Origin of the sequence: Amycolatopsis sp. CB00013 (assembly GCF_001905755.1) — a bacterium.
In the GTDB taxonomy this organism is placed as follows: Bacteria; Actinomycetota; Actinomycetes; order Mycobacteriales; family Pseudonocardiaceae; genus Amycolatopsis; species Amycolatopsis japonica.
Map to the genome: position 1 here is coordinate 1350199 of NZ_LIWC01000001.1, position 15193 is coordinate 1365391.

Consider the following 15193-nt stretch of genomic DNA (forward strand, 5'->3'; position numbering starts at 1 on the left):
TGCCCATGACGAGTGAGATCACCGGTGCCCGCGCCGAACGGGCGCACGCGACGCGGGAACTGATCCTGACCGCGGCGGAACGGCTGTTCGCCGAACACGGCGTGTTCGCGGTGTCCAACCGCCAGGTCAGCGAAGCGGCGGGACAGGGCAACAACACCGCGGTCGGCTACCACTTCGGCACCAAGGCCGATCTGGTGCGCGCGATCGCCCGGCGGCATTCGGGGCCGATCGAGGAGATCCGCCGCCGGATGCTCGCCGACGTCGGCGACGGCACGGATCTGCGGGAATGGATCGGCTGCCTGGTCACCCCCGTGGCCGAGCATCTGGCCACGCTCGGGAGTCCCACCTGGTTCGCGCGATTCGGCGCGCAGGTGATGACCGACCCCGCGCTCCGCCCGATCATGGTCGAGGAATCGCTGACCTCGCCGTCGCTGGTGCGGATCGTCGAAGGACTCCACCGCTGTCTGCCCGATCTACCGGCCGACGTCCGCGCCGAACGCGGCGACATGGCCCGCCAGCTGCTGGTCCACATGGTCGCCGAACGCGAACGCGCCCTCGCCGAGGGCACCTCCACTCCCCGGTCCACCTGGCAGGACGCCGCGACCGGGCTCATCGACGCACTCGCCGGGATCTGGCTCGCACCGGTCACTCCCGGCCCGGACGAAGGAAAAGGACCATGAAGATCACCGTCGACCAGGACAAATGCTGCGGCGCCGGAACCTGCGTGCTGCTCGCCCCCGACGTCTTCGACCAGCGGGAGGAAGACGGCATCGTGCTCCTGCTCCAGGAAACGCCTGGCCCGGACTCGCACGACATCGTCCGCGAAGCCGCCGACGTCTGTCCCGGCGCCGCCATCACGGTGAGCGAGTGACCCTGCTCGTGGTCGGCGCCTCCGCCGCCGGCCTCGCCACCGTCGAGGCCTTGCGCCGCAAGGGCTATACGGACCGGATCACGGTGCTGGGCGCCGAGCCGCATCTCCCCTACGACCGGCCCCCACTGTCCAAACAGGTCCTTTCCGGACAGTGGGAACCCGCTCGAACCCAGCTTCGCACCGTCGAACGCTTGTCCACATTGGACGCCGAGTTCCTGCTCGGCGACGCGGCCGTCGCGCTCGACGTCCGGGAGCGGACCGTCCGCACGGCCTCGGGGCGCGAACTGACCGCCGACGAGATCGTGCTCGCCACCGGGCTGCGACCGCGCACTCTCCCCGGCCAGAGCGATCTCAGCGGCGTTCACGTTCTCCGCACCCTCGATGACGCGCTGGCCTTGCGGGCGGACCTGCTGTCCTGTTCACGGGCGGTCGTCGTCGGCGACGGCGTCCTCGGTACCGAGATCGCCGCCTGCGTCGCGGGGATGGACGTCCCGGTCACCCTGGCGGGTCCCCAGCCGGCACCCCTGGCCGCGCAATTCGGCCCGGCCGTCTCCGGTCTGCTGGCGGAGCTGCATACGTCCCGCGGCGTGACCCTGCGCCTCGGCGCGGCGGTCACCGGGCTGGATTCGCGTGATGGGCATGTCACCGGCGTACGACTGGAAACCGGCGACGTACTCCCCGCGGACGTCGTCGTGGTGGCGTTCGGCGCCGCACCGGCGACGGACTGGCTCGAAGGCAGCGGGCTGGCACTGGCGAACGGCGTCGTCTGCGATTCCCGATGCCATGCGGCGGAAGGGATCTACGCCGTGGGCGACGTGGCCCGCTGGCATCACGAAGCGCTCGACGTGACCTTGCGGCTGGAGAACCGGACCAACGCCACCGAGCAGGCGGCCCACGTGGCGACGGTCATCCTCGGCGAAGACCGGCCCTACCTGCCGATCCCCTACTTCTGGACCGACCAGTTCGACACCAAGATCCACGTCCACGGCACCCTCTTCGCGGACGCGGAAGTATCCCTTGTGGAGGGATCTCCTGCCGAACGCCGGTTCGTCGCCGAATACCGGCGAAACGGCGTGGTGACCGGTGTCCTCGGCTGGAACATGCCCAAACAAGCCCGCCTGCGCCGCCCGGACCTCACCGGTGTTCTCGTTGGAGGAAAGCCTTGACCACCACACCGTCCTTTCCCGCCGCCAGGGCGGCGGGCTGCCCGTTCGACCCGCCACCCGTCATCCGGTCGCTGCAGGAGGAAACCCCGCTCGCGCGGGTCCGGTTGTGGGACGACAGCACGCCGTGGCTCGCGACCCGGTACGCCGATCAGCGGAAACTGCTCTCGGATCCCCGCGTCAGCGCCGACATCACCCGGCCCGGCTATCCGAGCCCGACACCACTGCGAGGTGGCTCCATCAGTTTCATCCTGATGGACGACCCCGAACACGCCCGGCTGCGCCGGATGGTGACCGCGCCCTTCACCATCAAACGCGTGGAGGCCATGCGGCCAGGCGTGCAGAAGATCGTGGACGACCTGATCGACGAGATGCTGGCCGGTCCGAATCCCGCAGACCTCGTGACGGCGTTCGCGCTTCCCGTGCCCTCGCTGGTGATCTGCCAGTTGCTGGGTGTCCCCTACGCGGATCACGAGTTCTTCCAGGACAACAGCAACGTCCTCATCAACCGTGAGACCGGCCCCGAGGCGAAGGCCGCCGCGGGTGCCGCGCTGGGCGAGTACCTCGACACGCTGATCGGCGAGAAACTCGAAAACCCCGGCGAAGACCTCCTGTCGGGTCTTACCGAACGCATCCGTGCGGGTGAGCTGACCCGGCAGGAGGCGGCGCAGATGGGCGTTCTCATGCTGATCGCCGGACACGAGACGACGGCCAACATGATCGCGCTGGGCACGCTGGCGTTGCTCGAACACCCGGACCAGCTCACCCTCCTCCGCGAGACCGACGACCCGAAGCTGATCGCCTCCGCCGTCGAAGAACTGCTGCGCTACCTGCACATCACGCACAACGGACGCCGCCGGGTCGCGCTAGAGGACATCGAGATCGCCGACGAGGTCATCCGGGCGGGTGAAGGCATCATCCTGGCGAACGACATCGGCAACCGCGATCCCGACGTCTTCCCCGACCCCGACCGGCTCGACCTCCGCCGCGACTCCCGCCGTCACGTGGCTTTCGGTTTCGGCGTGCACCAGTGCCTCGGCCAGCCGCTCGCGCGCATGGAACTTCAGGTCGTCTACGGCACGCTGTACCGGCGTATCCCCACACTGCGGCTCGCGACCGACCTGTCGGAAATCGACTTCAAGCACGACGGTTCCGTCTATGGGGTGTACGCCTTGCCCGTAACCTGGTGACCATGAGCGCTGACCGGGACGCCATCGACGAACGGATCCAGGCCGCCGCCGAAAGCGGCGACCTGGCCGAACTCCGGCGGCTGGCCGACGGCGGCAGCAGCGACGCGGCGGACCAGCTGATCGAAACGGCGACCGAGCTGGGCGCGCTGGACGAGCTGCGGCGGCTGGCCGCGGCCGGGAACCAGGACGCCGCGGATCAGCTGGCCGAGCTCACCGAGGAGTAGCGCCCCGCATCGCCGGGACGATCACCGGAAGCGCGGCCAAGAGCGCGAGGCCGCGCACGACGCCCGCGACGGGATAGGGAACGCGAAGCCCGAACCTGTGCGCGAGCAGCCCGCCGGTCAGCGCGCCGAGCGGCATCAGTCCCCAGCCGAGCAGCCGGTACACGCTGTTGACGCGGCCGAGCAGAGCCGACGGCACCTCCTGGTGCCGGACGCCGACGGTGACGACGTTCCAAATGGTCGTCACGAAACTGCTCACCGCCCAGAACCCGCCGAGTACGGCGACGTTCGGGCTGAACCCCATCCCGAGGAAGACGACGGCGTTCACGGCGAGCGAGACGAGCAGCGCGCGGAGGTCGCCGAGCCAGGCGACCAGCCGGGTGATCACCAGCCCACCCACGACACCTCCGATCGCCGCACCGGCGAGCAGGAGACCGAACACCCCCGCGCCGAGATGCAGCACGTCGGTCACGAACAGGACGAGCGTCGCGTTCCCGAGCTGACCGCAGAAGGTGTTGATGCCCAACAGCACCGCAAGAGTGCGAAGCAGGCGGTGCCTCATCAGCCACCGGACGCCATCGAGGACCCTCGCGCTTTCCGCCTGGCCACCTCGTCTGGGCAGCTTCGCCAGGAGTACCGCGGCGAGGACGAACGACGTGGCGTCGACGGCGAACGGCAACGTCCAGGCGAGGGCGAAGAAGAGACTCCCGAGAGGCGGGCCCAGGAACTGCCTGCCCACGATCATCGCCACCTGCTGTCTGCCGTTCGCTTGGTGCAGTAGGCCTTTCGGGACGAGATCCGGAACCGCCGTTTGCGCCGCGTTGTCGTAGAAGACGTCGCACGCCCCGAGCGCGAACGCGAGCAGGACGAGCACGGGCACGGTGACGGCTCCTGCCGCGACGAGCGCGGTGAGCACACCGACGATCAGGGCTTGGAGCGTCTGCGTTCGCCACATGAGGGTCGTTCGGTCGACTTTGTCGACGACGGAGCCGGCGGTGAGCGACAGCAGAAGCCACGGCAGGTACGTCGCGGCGGAGACCAGGGCGACGTCTCTGGCGTCGTGGCTCACCGTCACCGCCAGCAGGGGCAGCGCCGCCGCGAAGACGCCGTTGCCGAGGCTGTCGATCCCGGTGGCCCACCAAAGCCGCCGGTAGGCGCGGGGTAGGTCGGGCATGGGTCGGATCGTGGCGGCGTCCGGTGTTCCGGAGACACCATTTAGCTCATGCCTACATACTCGGGCGATGCCGATGACCATCGAGCTGGGCGTCTCCGAACTGGCCGCGACCCGGTTCGCGATCTCGCCGCTGTCCGAGACCGTGGCCTGTCTGTTGCAGATCGCCGGCCTCGACCGGAATCCGGTCAATCTGCCCTGGCTGCGGTGGGCACGGGAGGAACTCGATCGCGCGCCGCTCGATCTTCCCCGGACCTGGCCACTGCTCGTCAACGGCAGGCTCAGCTGGCCGGAATTCCTCGTCCCTGCTCCGCGAAGTTCGGGAGCGTCGCTCGAAAACGACCTGGAGGCGGTGCGGCGAACCCCCGAAGTCCGGGTGAGGGCGAGCCTCGACCGGGTCTTCGGCGCGAAGCTTCCCCGCGCCGCGGCAGCACTGGCCGACAACCCTCGATCCGGCCTGCGAGAAATCGCCGACGAACTGCGCGAAGCCCACGACCGCCTCGTCGCACCGCATTGGCCGCGGATGCGAGCGGTACTGGACGCCGACGTCGGGTTCCGCGCGCGGCAACTGACCGCGGGCGGTGCCGAGCGCTTGTTCGCGGATCTGCATCCGGATCTCCGCTGGTGCGCCGACCGGGTGACGCTCGCCGGCGAGCGCTGGCGGAATCGGCACAGTGTCGTCACACGAGGCCCCGGCGGTCTCGTGCTGATCCCCGTCGTCCTCGGCTCGCCGTATGTCCTGATCAAGAAGAACACGTCGACCCAGACCACGATCCGCTATCCGGCGCGGGGAACCGGCGCGCTCTGGGCGACCGGGACTCGATCCCCCGGGCCTGGCACGGTGCGGCTACTGGGCCGGACGCGAGCCACTCTCCTGACCGCGTTGTCCTCCCCCGCGACCACGACCGACCTCGCGCGTGCTTTGGGCGTGACGCCGAGCGCCGTCTCCCAGCACCTCAAGGTCCTGCGGGACAGCGGACTCGTCACGCGTGAACGCTCCGGCCGCGGCGTCCTCTACCTGACGACGCCGCTCGGTGAACGCCTCCTCTGACGGTCAGAGGTCCAGGGGCCCGGCAAAGCCGCCATCCGCCGGTCAAGCGGTGACGGAGGGGCTCGTCCCAGCGGCCTCGCGCCCTCGCGACTGTCCATAGGGGACAATTCCGAGGCGATCGTGCCCGATGTGAGCGTTTTGCGAGTGGGTCGTGAGTGTTTTGTGTCGTTCTAACGACTAAATAGTCGTCCTTTGTGGACAATGGCCGGTCAAGCCTCCTGACATCTGCCCCGTTCGGACATCCAGTCCGAATCGTCAGGAGTGGCCTTGACCAGCGCTTGTGCGAATTTGCCGGAGCCCTGGTCAGAGATCGATCAGCTCGACGGTCACTTTCGCCCTATCACCTTCCTCGATCCCTTCGGCCTTGCGAACCGCTTTCTTGACCGGCAACACGTAGGCACCCTGTTTGGAGTCCGGGAAGATCGACGTCTTCCATTTGCTGCCGCCGATACCGACCTGGACCCGGACCGCTCCGAACCCGCGGCGCGGCCCGTCGGCGATCTCACGGATCTCCTCGGAGATGTCCTGGGGCAGGCTGACGAAGGTCCAGGTCTCCCCACGGCGGGCGTCCCAGACCCAGAGCTCGGCATCGAACACGACGATCATCGGTGGAGCGTCGCACACGGCACCGACAATTCCCCGCGCCTCGACTCGTGAGCCCGCTACCGTGGCCACGTGGACTTCGTCGTGATCTTCGGACCACCCGCCGTCGGCAAGATGACCGTCGGCGAGGAGTTGTGCAAGCTCACCGGGTTCAAGCTGTTCCACAACCACATGACCGTCGAGCCGGTGCTCGGCATCTTCCCGTTCGGCTCGCCGCCGTTCGGCAGGCTCGTCAACGAGTTCCGCCGCCGTGTCATCGAGGAGGCGGCCGACGCCGCGCTGCCCGGCCTCGTCTTCACCTACGTATGGGGTCTCGATCTCCCCGAGGACACCGACCTCATCGCCTCGTACGTCGACATCGTCCGGTCGCGCGGCGGCAGGCCGCGGTTCGTCGAGCTGTACGCGGATCTCGACGAACGCCTCGAGCGGAACACCACCGAGCTCCGCCTCGACCGCAAGCCCAGCAAGCGCGACCTCGACTTCTCCCGCGCCAATCTACTCGAACTCGACCGCGACTACGTCATGAACACCGACGACACGCGGCGCACCCACGCCCAGGACCTGATCGAGCGGCACGATCACGTGCGCATCGACAACACCCGCTTGAGCCCGGCGGAGACCGCGGCCCTAATTCTCCGAGAGATGCCGCAATGAGCGGGTCGTCGTCGCGCCGAGCACACGCGAAGCCATCCACGCCAGGGCGTCGGCCGTGCGTGCCGGGGTGTCCGACGGCTGCATGATGTGACTCAGCACGGTCCGGACCACGACGTCGATCGCCACGTCCAGCTGCGCGGCGTCCAGTGGCGGCCCGTAGGCGCGGACACGGCCGCGCAGCATGACGGTCGCTTCGCTCAACAGGCTCCCGGCCCGCACCGTCAGCAACGGCAGCAGTTCGGTGTCGGCGCCGTGCGTGGCCGAGACGATGGCACGCAGCAGGAGATTGTCGTCGGCGAGTTCGAGGACGCCGCGGACGGCGTCGTGGATCGCCTCGACGAGGTCTTCGGGGTGCCGCTCGAAGGCATCCCGGACCACCGAAAGGAACCGGGCGAGTTCGTGCGAGATCATCGCTTCGGCGAGCTGGGTCTTCGAGCCGAGTTCGTTGTAGACGGTCTGGCGGCTGACGCCGACGATCTCCGCGAGTTTGCTCATCGTCACCGAGGACCAGCCGGAACGCACGGTCAGCTCGATCGCCGACGCGACGATCGGTTGACGGTACGGACCTCCCGTAACCGGTGCCTCACTCATGATCGTCATTCTAAGCCGCCATTCTCGCAGCGAACGCCAGCGCCTCAGGCCACGGCGCCCGCCCGGCGATGTGCCGACGGTACTTCATGATCTCCCGCGGCCGGTCGACGGTCAGCGCCCCGACGATCCGGTCCCCGCGCCGGTACAGCGCGGTGAAACCACCGGACTCCGGGACGGCGGCCACCACCTCGTCCGCACGCGGGGTGCCGACGAACTGGATCCGATGGTCGTACCAGTCCGACCAGAAGTACGGCACCGGCGACAACGCCTTCGCCGCTTCCGGGGCGAGCGCGTGACGAGCGGCCGCGGCACCCTGCTCCGCGGCGTTCGTCCAGTGCTCCAGCCGCATCGACTCGCCGTCGAACAACGGATTCGCCGCATGTGCGACATCCCCGGCGGCGTACACGCCGGGCACTCCGGTCGCGAGCGTGGCGTCGCACACCACGCCGCCGTCGCGCTCGTGCAGCGGTACCCCGCTTCCGGCCAGCCAGCCGGTGGCCGGGACGACGCCGATGCCGGCGACCACCAGATCGGCGGGCAGCACCTCGCCGGTCGAGAGCCGCACACCGGTCACCGCGCCGTCGTCGGACTCCAGGCCGGTGACCGTGGTGGACAACCGCAGTTCCGTACCCGCCTCCCGGTGCAGCGAGGCGCACACCGCGCCGGCCTCGGCGCCGACGGACCGGACGAGCGGGACGTCGAGCGTCTCGACGATCGTCGACGGCAGCCCGCGCTTCCGAGCAGCGGCCGCGACCTCCGAGCCGATGAAGCCCGCGCCGATCACGACCGTCCGTGCCCCGGCGTCGAGCGCCGCACGGACCGCCAACGCGTCCTCCGCGGTCCTCAACGTGTGGACTCCGGCGATTCCCTCGCTGCCGGGCAGCCGCCGTGCGGTGGCGCCGGTCGCGATCACCAATGCCTCGTAGGGAACCGTCGTCCCCGCCACCGAAACCTCGCGGGCGGCGGTGTCGAGCCCGTCCGCGGGCGCGCCGAGCATCAGCTCGACACCGAACTCGTCGCGCAACGCGTCCTCGCCGTGGAACGGCTCCACCTCGCCGGATCCTTCCGCGTCGAGGAACGCCTTCGACAGCGGCAGCCGGTCGTACGGCGGGTGGTCTTCCGCGCCGATCAGCACGATCCGCCCCCGGTATCCGTCCCGGCGCGCCGCCTCCACCGCGCGCAAGCCGGCCAGCGACGCGCCCACGACGACCAGTGCCATGATCAGTCCCGCAGCTTCAGGGCGAGGACCGGGCAGGCGTCGACGGCGGCCGACAGGTCCTGGCGGTGTTCCTCACCGGGCTGTTCGTCGAGCACCACGACCGTGCCGTCGTCGCCCACTTCGAAGAAGTCGGGTGCCATCGCCTCGCACATGCCCAGCCCGTCGCATTTCGCGCGGTCCGCCTCGATCTTCATCATGCTCCGACCCTTCCCGGTGCCACGAAATCGACCTTCTCCCGCACGCCGCAGTCCGGACAGCACCACGAATCCGGGATCGCCGACCACGGAGTCCCGGCGGGGAAACCCTCCCGCGGGTCGCCGAGTTTCTCGTCGTACACATAGCCACAGCCGGGGCACATCCCGCCTTCGGTCGCGTCGCCGTGCGTGTCGGCGGCGTGCCGCGACGGCGCGGTGACGCGCGTTCCGTACCGCGCCAGCACCTTGGCCCGCTTCGACGGCTGGATGTTGGCGCGGGAGATGTCGCCGTCGAAATGCGCGAGCACCCGCGGATCCATCACGCGCCGCCAGACCGGCGGCACCAGCGCCAGCACGATCATCCCGGCGTAGCCCGTCGGGAGCACCGGCGATTCCGCGAAATCGCGCAGTGTCTGGTAGCGGCGGGTCGGGTTGGCGTGGTGATCGCTGTGCCGCTGCAGGTGGTAGAGCAGCACGTTGGTGGCGATGTTGTTGGAGTTCCAGCTGTGGCTGGGGTCCACGCGTTCGTACCGCCGGCGGTTCGGCGGGCCGACCATCTGCCGGCGCATGCCGTAGTGCTCCATGTAGTTCACGACCTCCAGCAGCGAGAACCCGACCACCGCCTGGATCACCAGGTACGGCAGGATCCCCGGCCCCAGCCACACGGCCATCGCCGCCCACAGCACCGCCGACATCAGCCAGGCGTTGAGCACGTCGTTGCCGATCCGGAACGGATGCCGGTCGCGCCGGGCGTAGCGCTTGCGCTCCAGCCCCCACGCGGACTTCAGCGAGCCGAACACGGTGCGCGGCCAGAACCGGTAGAAGCTCTCCCCCACCCTGCTGCTGGCCGGGTCCTCGGGAGTGGCCACCCGGACGTGGTGGCCACGGTTGTGCTCGATGTAGAAGTGGCCGTAGAAGCTCTGCGCCAGCGCGATCTTCGAAAGCCAGCGCTCGTGGCTCTCCTTCTTGTGCCCGAGTTCGTGCGCGGTGTTGATGCCGATCCCGCCGATGCAGCCGATCGAGATCGCCAGGCCGATCTTGTCCGCGACGGACAGGTCACCGCGGGCGATCAGCCAGAACGCGACGATGAAGCCCGCGTACTGGATGGGCAGGAAAGCGAAGGTGATCCAGCGGTAGTAGCGATCCCGCTCCAGCCGTTCGATCACGTCGTCGGGCGGATTGCTGCGGTCCAGCCCGGCCACCAGGTCGATCAGCGGCACGATCACCAGGATCACGATCGGCCCGATCCAGAACCACACCCCCCAGCCGGTGGCCGCGTGCAGGCCGATGGCCAGGAACGCGAGCGAAGGCACCACCAGGCCGATCAGCCACAGATATCGCTTGCCGTCGGTCCAGCGTTCGGTCGAGCCCGCCGGGATCGTGCCCGTCATCTCGCTCATCGCACCCTCCTCCATTGGCTGGGTTTACAAAACCATAGGTGATGTACACCCAGTTTGACAAGAGGCCACCTTTTGTAAACCCAGCGTTGCTTCATTTCGTGAGAATCTGGCGATATCTTGTATTCGTAAGGAAACTTACTTAACTTGTGACGACACGCCGCGACCCACTTCGTCCGCCCCGAAGGAGCGCGAATGCCCCGATCATCACGCCGGATCCGACCCGCCGCCGTGGCCACCGTCGCCGCGGCACTGCTGGTCCTGCCCGCCGCCACCGCGACCGCGTCCACGACGGCGAACAGCCCGTGGCCGGGCGGATCGGCCGTCACGAACGCCGACGGGTCGAACGTCCTCGGCGGCAACATGAGCGGCCTGTCGTTCGGCGGCCCGGACGTCCTCTGGGCGGTCAAGAACGGCCCCGGCACGCTGTACCGCCTCGTGCGCAACGGCTCGAAATGGCAGCCGGACACCGCCAACGGCTGGTCGTCGGGCAAGCAGTTGCGCTACCGCGGCGGCAAGGGCGACCCGGACGCCGAAGCCGTCGTGGCCACCCCGGACGGCGTGGTCGCGGCCACCGAACGCGACGGCGACAACAGCAAGACGAGCGCGCTCAAGGTGCTCCGGTACGACGTCTCCGGCACGGCCAAGACCCTCAGCGCCAAGGCCGAATGGGATCTGACGGCGGACCTGCCGAAGGTGTCGGCCAACGACGGTCTCGAAGCCGTCTCGTGGATCCCGGACAGCGCCCTCACCGCCAAGGGGTTCGTCGACCAGCGCACGAAGGCGCCGTACAACCCGGGCAGCTACCCCGGCCACGGGACCGGCCTCTACCTGGTCGGCCTCGAAAGCAACGGGATGATCTACGCCTACGCGCTCGACCAGGCCGGCGGGAAGTACACCCGCGTCGCGAGCTTCGCGAGCGGGCTCGACTCGATCATGGAACTCGAGTACGAGGCTTCCACCGGCAAGCTGTGGGCGGTCTGCGACGACAACTGCGGCGGTGACTCGGCGACGCTCGCCGTCGACGCGCAGGGCGCGTTCGCCGTCACGGCCACGTACGACCGGCCGAGCGGAATGCCGGACTACAATAACGAAGGTTTCGCGATTTCGGCCACGTGTGCCTCCGGAACCAAGCAGGTGGTCTGGGCCGACGACGGGAACGAAAGCGGCCACGCGCTCCGCGCCGGCACCCTCTCCTGCGGCTGAGTGGGGCGCGATATGAAACTCGCCTCCCTCGCGATTCTGCCTGCCCTGGTCTTTCCCCTGCTCCTGCCGTCCGCCGCGCTCGCGGCCGACGGCTGGGAATCCATCGGCACCGGTATGACCTCCGGCGCCAGCGGGATCGCCGTCCTCGACCGGGACGACGACCGGATCGACGCTCTTGTTCTGCGGGACAACAAGAAACCCGGCCAGAACCGGGCGGTCCGGGTCCGGCTCGATCGCGGCAAAGTGTCCAAGGTGGACTCGATCGACTGGCCGGGCGAGCTCCCGGTCGACCTGGAAGCGGCCGAAGCGGTGCCGGGAAAGAGCGGCGAGTTCATCGCTTTGGCCAGCGACGGCAAGGGCTTCCATTTCAAACTGAAGGACCGGAACCTGAAAGTGCTCGGCACTTTCCAGGTACCGAAAGGCGATCCGGAAGACAATTACGAGGGTTTCGCGCTGAAGAAGGTGAACGACCGCTTGTTCGCGGTCTGGGCGGATCGCGGTCAGGACACCCGGCCCGCCACGCTCTACTCCGCGGAGTTCTCGGTCTCGAAGCTGTCCTTCAAGAAGCCGAAGTCGATCCCGTTCCGGGTCCCGTACCCGGCCACGGACGTCCGGCACACGTCGGACGTCGAGATCACCGCGGACGACCGCGTCCTGGTCTCGGCCGCCTCCGACCCGGGTGACGAGGGACCGTTCGATTCGGCCGTCTACGCGGCGGGCGTGCTCCGCGCCGACGGTTCGATCGCGCTCTCCCCCGCTCCGGTGCGGATCGGCGACTTCCCCGGCCACAAGATCGAGGCCATGACCTGCCTTTCGCGCTCGTGCGGCAGCCTGCTTTACGGCACCGACGACGAGGCGGCGGGCGGTAGGCTCCGGATCGCGACCAGGAACGACCCGGAGGACCAGTGATCAGCGAAGACCTGCGCGAGCGCCGCCACAAGATCATCGAAGAGCACATGGACACCGAGGTGGCCCACGAGTTCGACCGAACGCTGGGCACCTTCAACGGTCATCCGCACTACGAGATCATGGCGACCGGGCAGATCTTCGACGGCGACGAAGAGGTCATGGCGTACTACCGCATGACCCGGACGGCGTTCCCCGATCAGCGGCACGACAACGTCCGGTACCACTTCGCCGACGAGTCGGTCATCGTCGAGTTCGACCTGCTCGGCACCAACCTCGGCGAGTTCTACGGACGCCCGCCGACCGGCAAGGCGTTCCGGGTGCCGATCATCGCGGTGTTCTTCTTCGACGAGGACCGGATCACCAACGAGCGCATCTACTTCGACGCCGCCAGCCTGATCACCCAGGCCGGGCACGCCGAACTGCTGACCCTGCTGGCGTCCGGCGACGTCTAGAAAAGAGTCCGGGCCCGCCGCGGAAGCGACGGGCCCGGACTCTTTCAGACCTTGATCACGCCACGTCGTAGCGGTCGAGGTTCATGACCTTGTCCCACGCCGCCACGAAGTCGCGGACGAACTTCTCCTTGGCGTCGTCGCTGGCGTAGACCTCAGCCACCGCGCGAAGCTCGGAGTTCGACCCGAACACGAGGTCGGCCCGGGTGCCGGTCCACTTGACCTCGCCGGTCGCCGGGTCGCGGCCTTCGAAGACCTCCGCGTCGGCGGACGTGGCCGTCCACTGCACGCCCATGTCGAGCAGGTTCGCGAAGAAGTCGTTGGTCAGCGCCCCCGGCTTCTCGGTGAACACGCCGTGCTGGGACTGCTGGGCGTTGGCGCCGAGGACACGCAGACCGCCGACGAGGACGGTCATCTCGGGCGCGCTCAGGTCCAGCAGGTTCGCGCGGTCGATGAGCAGGTACTCCGTCGGGAGACGGTGGCCCTTGCCCCGGTAGTTGCGGAACCCGTCCACGGTCGGCTCCAGCGGCGCGAACGACTCGACGTCGGTCTGCTCCGCCGTCGCGTCGGTGCGGCCCGGCGTGAACGGCACGGTGACCTCGTGCCCGGCGTCCTTGGCGGCCTGCTCGACGGCGGCGACGCCACCCAGCACGATCAGGTCGGCGAGCGAGACCTTCTTGCCGCCGGTCTGGGCGCCGTTGAACGCCTCCTGGACCCCTTCGAGGGTCCGCAGCACCTGCGACAGCGTCTGCGGGTCGTTGACCTCCCAGTCACGCTGCGGCTCGAGCCGGATGCGGGCACCGTTCGCGCCACCACGCTTGTCGCTGCCGCGGAAGGTCGAAGCCGACGCCCACGCGGTGGACACCAGCTGCGAGACCGACAGGCCCGAAGCGAGCAGCTTCTCCTTGAGGGAGGCGATGTCCGCGTCGTCGATCAGCTCGTGGTCGACGGCGGGCACCGGGTCCTGCCAGATCAGCGTCTCCTGCGGCACCAGCGGGCCGAGGTAGCGCTGGATCGGGCCCATGTCGCGGTGGGTCAGCTTGAACCAGGCGCGGGCGAAGGCGTCCGCGAACTGGTCCGGGTTCTCGTAGAACCGGCGCGAGATCTGCTCGTAGACCGGGTCGAAACGCAGCGCCAGGTCGGTGGTGAGCATGCCGGGCGCGCGGTTGAGCTTGCCGTCCTCGGGGTCCGGCACGGTGTTCTTCGCCTTGCCGTCCTTCGGCGTCCACTGGTGGGCGCCCGCCGGGCTCTTGGTCAGCTCCCACTCGTACTCGAAGAGGTTGTGGAAGAACCAGTTGCTCCACTGGGTCGGGGTCGGCGTCCAGGTGACCTCCAGGCCACTGGTGATCGCGTCGCGTCCCTTGCCACTGCCGAAGCTGTTCTTCCAGCCGAGGCCCTGCTCCTCGATCGAAGCGCCCTCGGGCTCGGCCCCGACGTACTTGTCCGGGTCGGCCGCGCCGTGGGTCTTGCCGAAGCTGTGGCCGCCGGCGATCAGCGCGACGGTCTCCTCGTCGTTCATCGCCATCCGGCCGAAGGTCTCGCGGATGTCGCGGGCCGCGGCCAGCGGGTCCGGGTTGCCGTTCGGGCCTTCCGGGTTCACGTAGATGAGACCCATCTGCACGGCGGCCAGCGGACCCTCGAGCTGGCGGTCACCGCTGTAGCGCTCGTCGCCGAGCCAGGTGCGCTCGGGACCCCAGTACACGTCCTCGTCCGGCTCCCAGACGTCGGCGCGGCCACCGGCGAAACCGAAGGTCTTGAAGCCCATGGTCTCCAGCGCGCGGTTGCCGGTGAAGATCATCAGGTCGGCCCACGAGATCTTGCGGCCGTACTTCTTCTTGACCGGCCAGAGCAGGCGGCGGGCCTTGTCGAGGTTGCCGTTGTCCGGCCAGCTGTTGAGCGGGGCGAAGCGCTGCATGCCCGCGCCCGCGCCCCCGCGGCCGTCCTCGATCCGGTAGGTGCCGGCGCTGTGCCACGCCATGCGGATCATGAAGCCGCCGTAGTGGCCGAAGTCCGCGGGCCACCAGTCCTGCGAAGTCGTGAGGACGGCGTCGACGTCCTTGGCGAGTTCACCGAGGTCGAGGGTCTTGAACTCGGCGGCGTAGTCGAACCCGGCGTCCATGGGGTCCGAAGCGGCGGAGTGCTTCCGGAGGATCTTCAGGTTGAGCTGGTTCGGCCACCAGTCACGGTTGCCCGCGCCTTCGGTGGGGTGGTTGCGGCGGCCCGACGAGACGGGGCAGCCGCCCGCGCTCTCTTCGTTCATTTCGCCGATGACGGCGTCCGGGCTGTCAGACACGGGAATCCTTC

The 15193-nt window shown here is 68.7% G+C and carries 17 protein-coding genes; 10 read left to right on the forward strand and 7 right to left on the reverse strand.

The genetic code is table 11. The features are described 5' to 3' along the window. Positions 1–5: 5 nt before the first annotated feature. From AMK34_RS06020 to AMK34_RS06040, 5 genes are read left to right on the forward strand one after another with little or no spacing between them, the layout of a single operon-like run. Positions 6–680 carry a TetR/AcrR family transcriptional regulator gene (locus AMK34_RS06020; protein WP_073844611.1) on the forward strand — a complete coding sequence of 225 codons (675 nt, stop codon included), beginning with the start codon at positions 6–8 and terminating at the stop codon, positions 678–680. Beyond that, positions 677–871 carry a ferredoxin gene (locus AMK34_RS06025; protein ID WP_073843516.1) on the forward strand — a complete coding sequence of 65 codons (195 nt, stop codon included), beginning with the start codon at positions 677–679 and terminating at the stop codon, positions 869–871. Before AMK34_RS06020 ends, AMK34_RS06025 begins: the two co-directional genes overlap by 4 nt. Next, positions 868–2037 (forward strand): NAD(P)/FAD-dependent oxidoreductase, encoded by a 1170-nt coding sequence (locus tag AMK34_RS06030; RefSeq protein ID WP_143202339.1) that lies wholly within the window; start codon positions 868–870, stop codon positions 2035–2037. The genes AMK34_RS06025 and AMK34_RS06030 overlap by 4 nt, the downstream gene beginning before the upstream one ends. Further along, on the forward strand, positions 2034–3224 hold the full coding sequence (locus AMK34_RS06035) for a cytochrome P450 (protein ID WP_073843518.1): 1191 nt from the start codon (positions 2034–2036) through the stop codon (positions 3222–3224). Before AMK34_RS06030 ends, AMK34_RS06035 begins: the two co-directional genes overlap by 4 nt. Before the next feature lie 2 nt (positions 3225–3226). Further along, complete coding sequence (locus AMK34_RS06040; RefSeq protein WP_038512890.1) at positions 3227–3448, forward strand: hypothetical protein; 222 nt, start codon at positions 3227–3229, stop codon at positions 3446–3448. Here AMK34_RS06040 and AMK34_RS06045 read toward each other — a convergent pair. Then, positions 3435–4619, reverse strand: a complete 1185-nt coding sequence (locus tag AMK34_RS06045; protein ID WP_073843520.1) for an MFS transporter — start codon at positions 4617–4619, stop codon at positions 3435–3437. The genes AMK34_RS06040 and AMK34_RS06045 overlap by 14 nt on opposite strands. 67 nt (positions 4620–4686) lie before the next feature. On the opposite strand from AMK34_RS06045, the gene AMK34_RS06050 reads away from it, so the two are divergent. Beyond that, a complete protein-coding gene (locus AMK34_RS06050; RefSeq protein ID WP_241832694.1) occupies positions 4687–5667 on the forward strand; it encodes an ArsR/SmtB family transcription factor in 981 nt (326 codons plus the stop codon). 303 nt (positions 5668–5970) lie between these two features. On the opposite strand, the gene AMK34_RS06055 is transcribed toward AMK34_RS06050, so the two are convergent. Further along, positions 5971–6273, reverse strand: a complete 303-nt coding sequence (locus AMK34_RS06055) for a DUF1905 domain-containing protein (protein WP_038512886.1) — start codon at positions 6271–6273, stop codon at positions 5971–5973. Between the two features lie 69 nt (positions 6274–6342). Here AMK34_RS06055 and AMK34_RS06060 point away from each other — a divergent pair, with 69 nt between their 5' ends. Beyond that, positions 6343–6924, forward strand: a complete 582-nt coding sequence (locus AMK34_RS06060) for an AAA family ATPase (protein WP_073843522.1) — start codon at positions 6343–6345, stop codon at positions 6922–6924. Here AMK34_RS06060 and AMK34_RS06065 read toward each other — a convergent pair. From AMK34_RS06065 to AMK34_RS06080, 4 genes are read right to left on the reverse strand one after another with little or no spacing between them, the layout of a single operon-like run. Next, positions 6898–7524: a TetR family transcriptional regulator gene (locus AMK34_RS06065; protein ID WP_037338600.1), complete on the reverse strand. Its 627-nt coding sequence runs from the start codon at positions 7522–7524 to the stop codon at positions 6898–6900. The two genes, AMK34_RS06060 and AMK34_RS06065, sit on opposite strands and share 27 nt — an antisense overlap. A gap of 1 nt (position 7525) precedes the next feature. After that, the gene (locus AMK34_RS06070; RefSeq protein ID WP_073843524.1) at positions 7526–8734 is read right to left on the reverse strand and encodes an NAD(P)/FAD-dependent oxidoreductase; all 1209 of its coding nucleotides are present in this window, start codon (positions 8732–8734) and stop codon (positions 7526–7528) included. A 2-nt stretch (positions 8735–8736) separates the two neighbouring features. Further along, the gene (locus AMK34_RS06075; protein WP_037338602.1) at positions 8737–8931 is read right to left on the reverse strand and encodes a ferredoxin; all 195 of its coding nucleotides are present in this window, start codon (positions 8929–8931) and stop codon (positions 8737–8739) included. After that, positions 8928–10328, reverse strand: coding sequence for a fatty acid desaturase (locus AMK34_RS06080; protein WP_038512877.1), 1401 nt, complete (start codon positions 10326–10328; stop codon positions 8928–8930). The genes AMK34_RS06075 and AMK34_RS06080 overlap by 4 nt, the downstream gene beginning before the upstream one ends. A gap of 192 nt (positions 10329–10520) precedes the next feature. Here AMK34_RS06080 and AMK34_RS06085 point away from each other — a divergent pair, with 192 nt between their 5' ends. The 3 genes from AMK34_RS06085 to AMK34_RS06095 are packed head-to-tail and all read left to right on the forward strand — an operon-like array spanning position 10521 to position 12892. Beyond that, positions 10521–11531: a hypothetical protein gene (locus tag AMK34_RS06085; protein WP_073843526.1), complete on the forward strand. Its 1011-nt coding sequence runs from the start codon at positions 10521–10523 to the stop codon at positions 11529–11531. Between the two features lie 12 nt (positions 11532–11543). Then, positions 11544–12440 carry a hypothetical protein gene (locus AMK34_RS06090; RefSeq protein ID WP_073843528.1) on the forward strand — a complete coding sequence of 299 codons (897 nt, stop codon included), beginning with the start codon at positions 11544–11546 and terminating at the stop codon, positions 12438–12440. Continuing rightward, positions 12437–12892, forward strand: a complete 456-nt coding sequence (locus AMK34_RS06095) for an ester cyclase (RefSeq protein ID WP_073843530.1) — start codon at positions 12437–12439, stop codon at positions 12890–12892. Before AMK34_RS06090 ends, AMK34_RS06095 begins: the two co-directional genes overlap by 4 nt. A 55-nt stretch (positions 12893–12947) precedes the next feature. On the opposite strand, the gene katG is transcribed toward AMK34_RS06095, so the two are convergent. After that, positions 12948–15182: a catalase/peroxidase HPI gene (gene katG / locus AMK34_RS06100; RefSeq protein WP_073843532.1), complete on the reverse strand. Its 2235-nt coding sequence runs from the start codon at positions 15180–15182 to the stop codon at positions 12948–12950. Positions 15183–15193: the final 11 nt, after the last annotated feature.

Excerpts from the sequence above, each read along its gene's own strand:
- AMK34_RS06085 (WP_073843526.1), top strand. The coding sequence starts at position 10,521 with ATGCCCCGATCATCACGCCGGATCCGACCCGCCGCCGTGGCCACCGTC.
- AMK34_RS06075 (WP_037338602.1), bottom strand. The coding sequence starts at position 8,931 with ATGATGAAGATCGAGGCGGACCGCGCGAAATGCGACGGGCTGGGCATG.
- AMK34_RS06065 (WP_037338600.1), bottom strand. The coding sequence starts at position 7,524 with ATGACGATCATGAGTGAGGCACCGGTTACGGGAGGTCCGTACCGTCAA.
- AMK34_RS06080 (WP_038512877.1), bottom strand. The coding sequence starts at position 10,328 with ATGAGCGAGATGACGGGCACGATCCCGGCGGGCTCGACCGAACGCTGG.
- AMK34_RS06040 (WP_038512890.1), top strand. The coding sequence starts at position 3,227 with ATGAGCGCTGACCGGGACGCCATCGACGAACGGATCCAGGCCGCCGCC.
- AMK34_RS06090 (WP_073843528.1), top strand. The coding sequence starts at position 11,544 with ATGAAACTCGCCTCCCTCGCGATTCTGCCTGCCCTGGTCTTTCCCCTG.
- AMK34_RS06050 (WP_241832694.1), top strand. The coding sequence starts at position 4,687 with ATGCCGATGACCATCGAGCTGGGCGTCTCCGAACTGGCCGCGACCCGG.
- AMK34_RS06070 (WP_073843524.1), bottom strand. The coding sequence starts at position 8,734 with ATGGCACTGGTCGTCGTGGGCGCGTCGCTGGCCGGCTTGCGCGCGGTG.
- AMK34_RS06055 (WP_038512886.1), bottom strand. The coding sequence starts at position 6,273 with ATGATCGTCGTGTTCGATGCCGAGCTCTGGGTCTGGGACGCCCGCCGT.
- AMK34_RS06045 (WP_073843520.1), bottom strand. The coding sequence starts at position 4,619 with ATGCCCGACCTACCCCGCGCCTACCGGCGGCTTTGGTGGGCCACCGGG.
- AMK34_RS06025 (WP_073843516.1), top strand. The coding sequence starts at position 677 with ATGAAGATCACCGTCGACCAGGACAAATGCTGCGGCGCCGGAACCTGC.
- AMK34_RS06020 (WP_073844611.1), top strand. The coding sequence starts at position 6 with ATGACGAGTGAGATCACCGGTGCCCGCGCCGAACGGGCGCACGCGACG.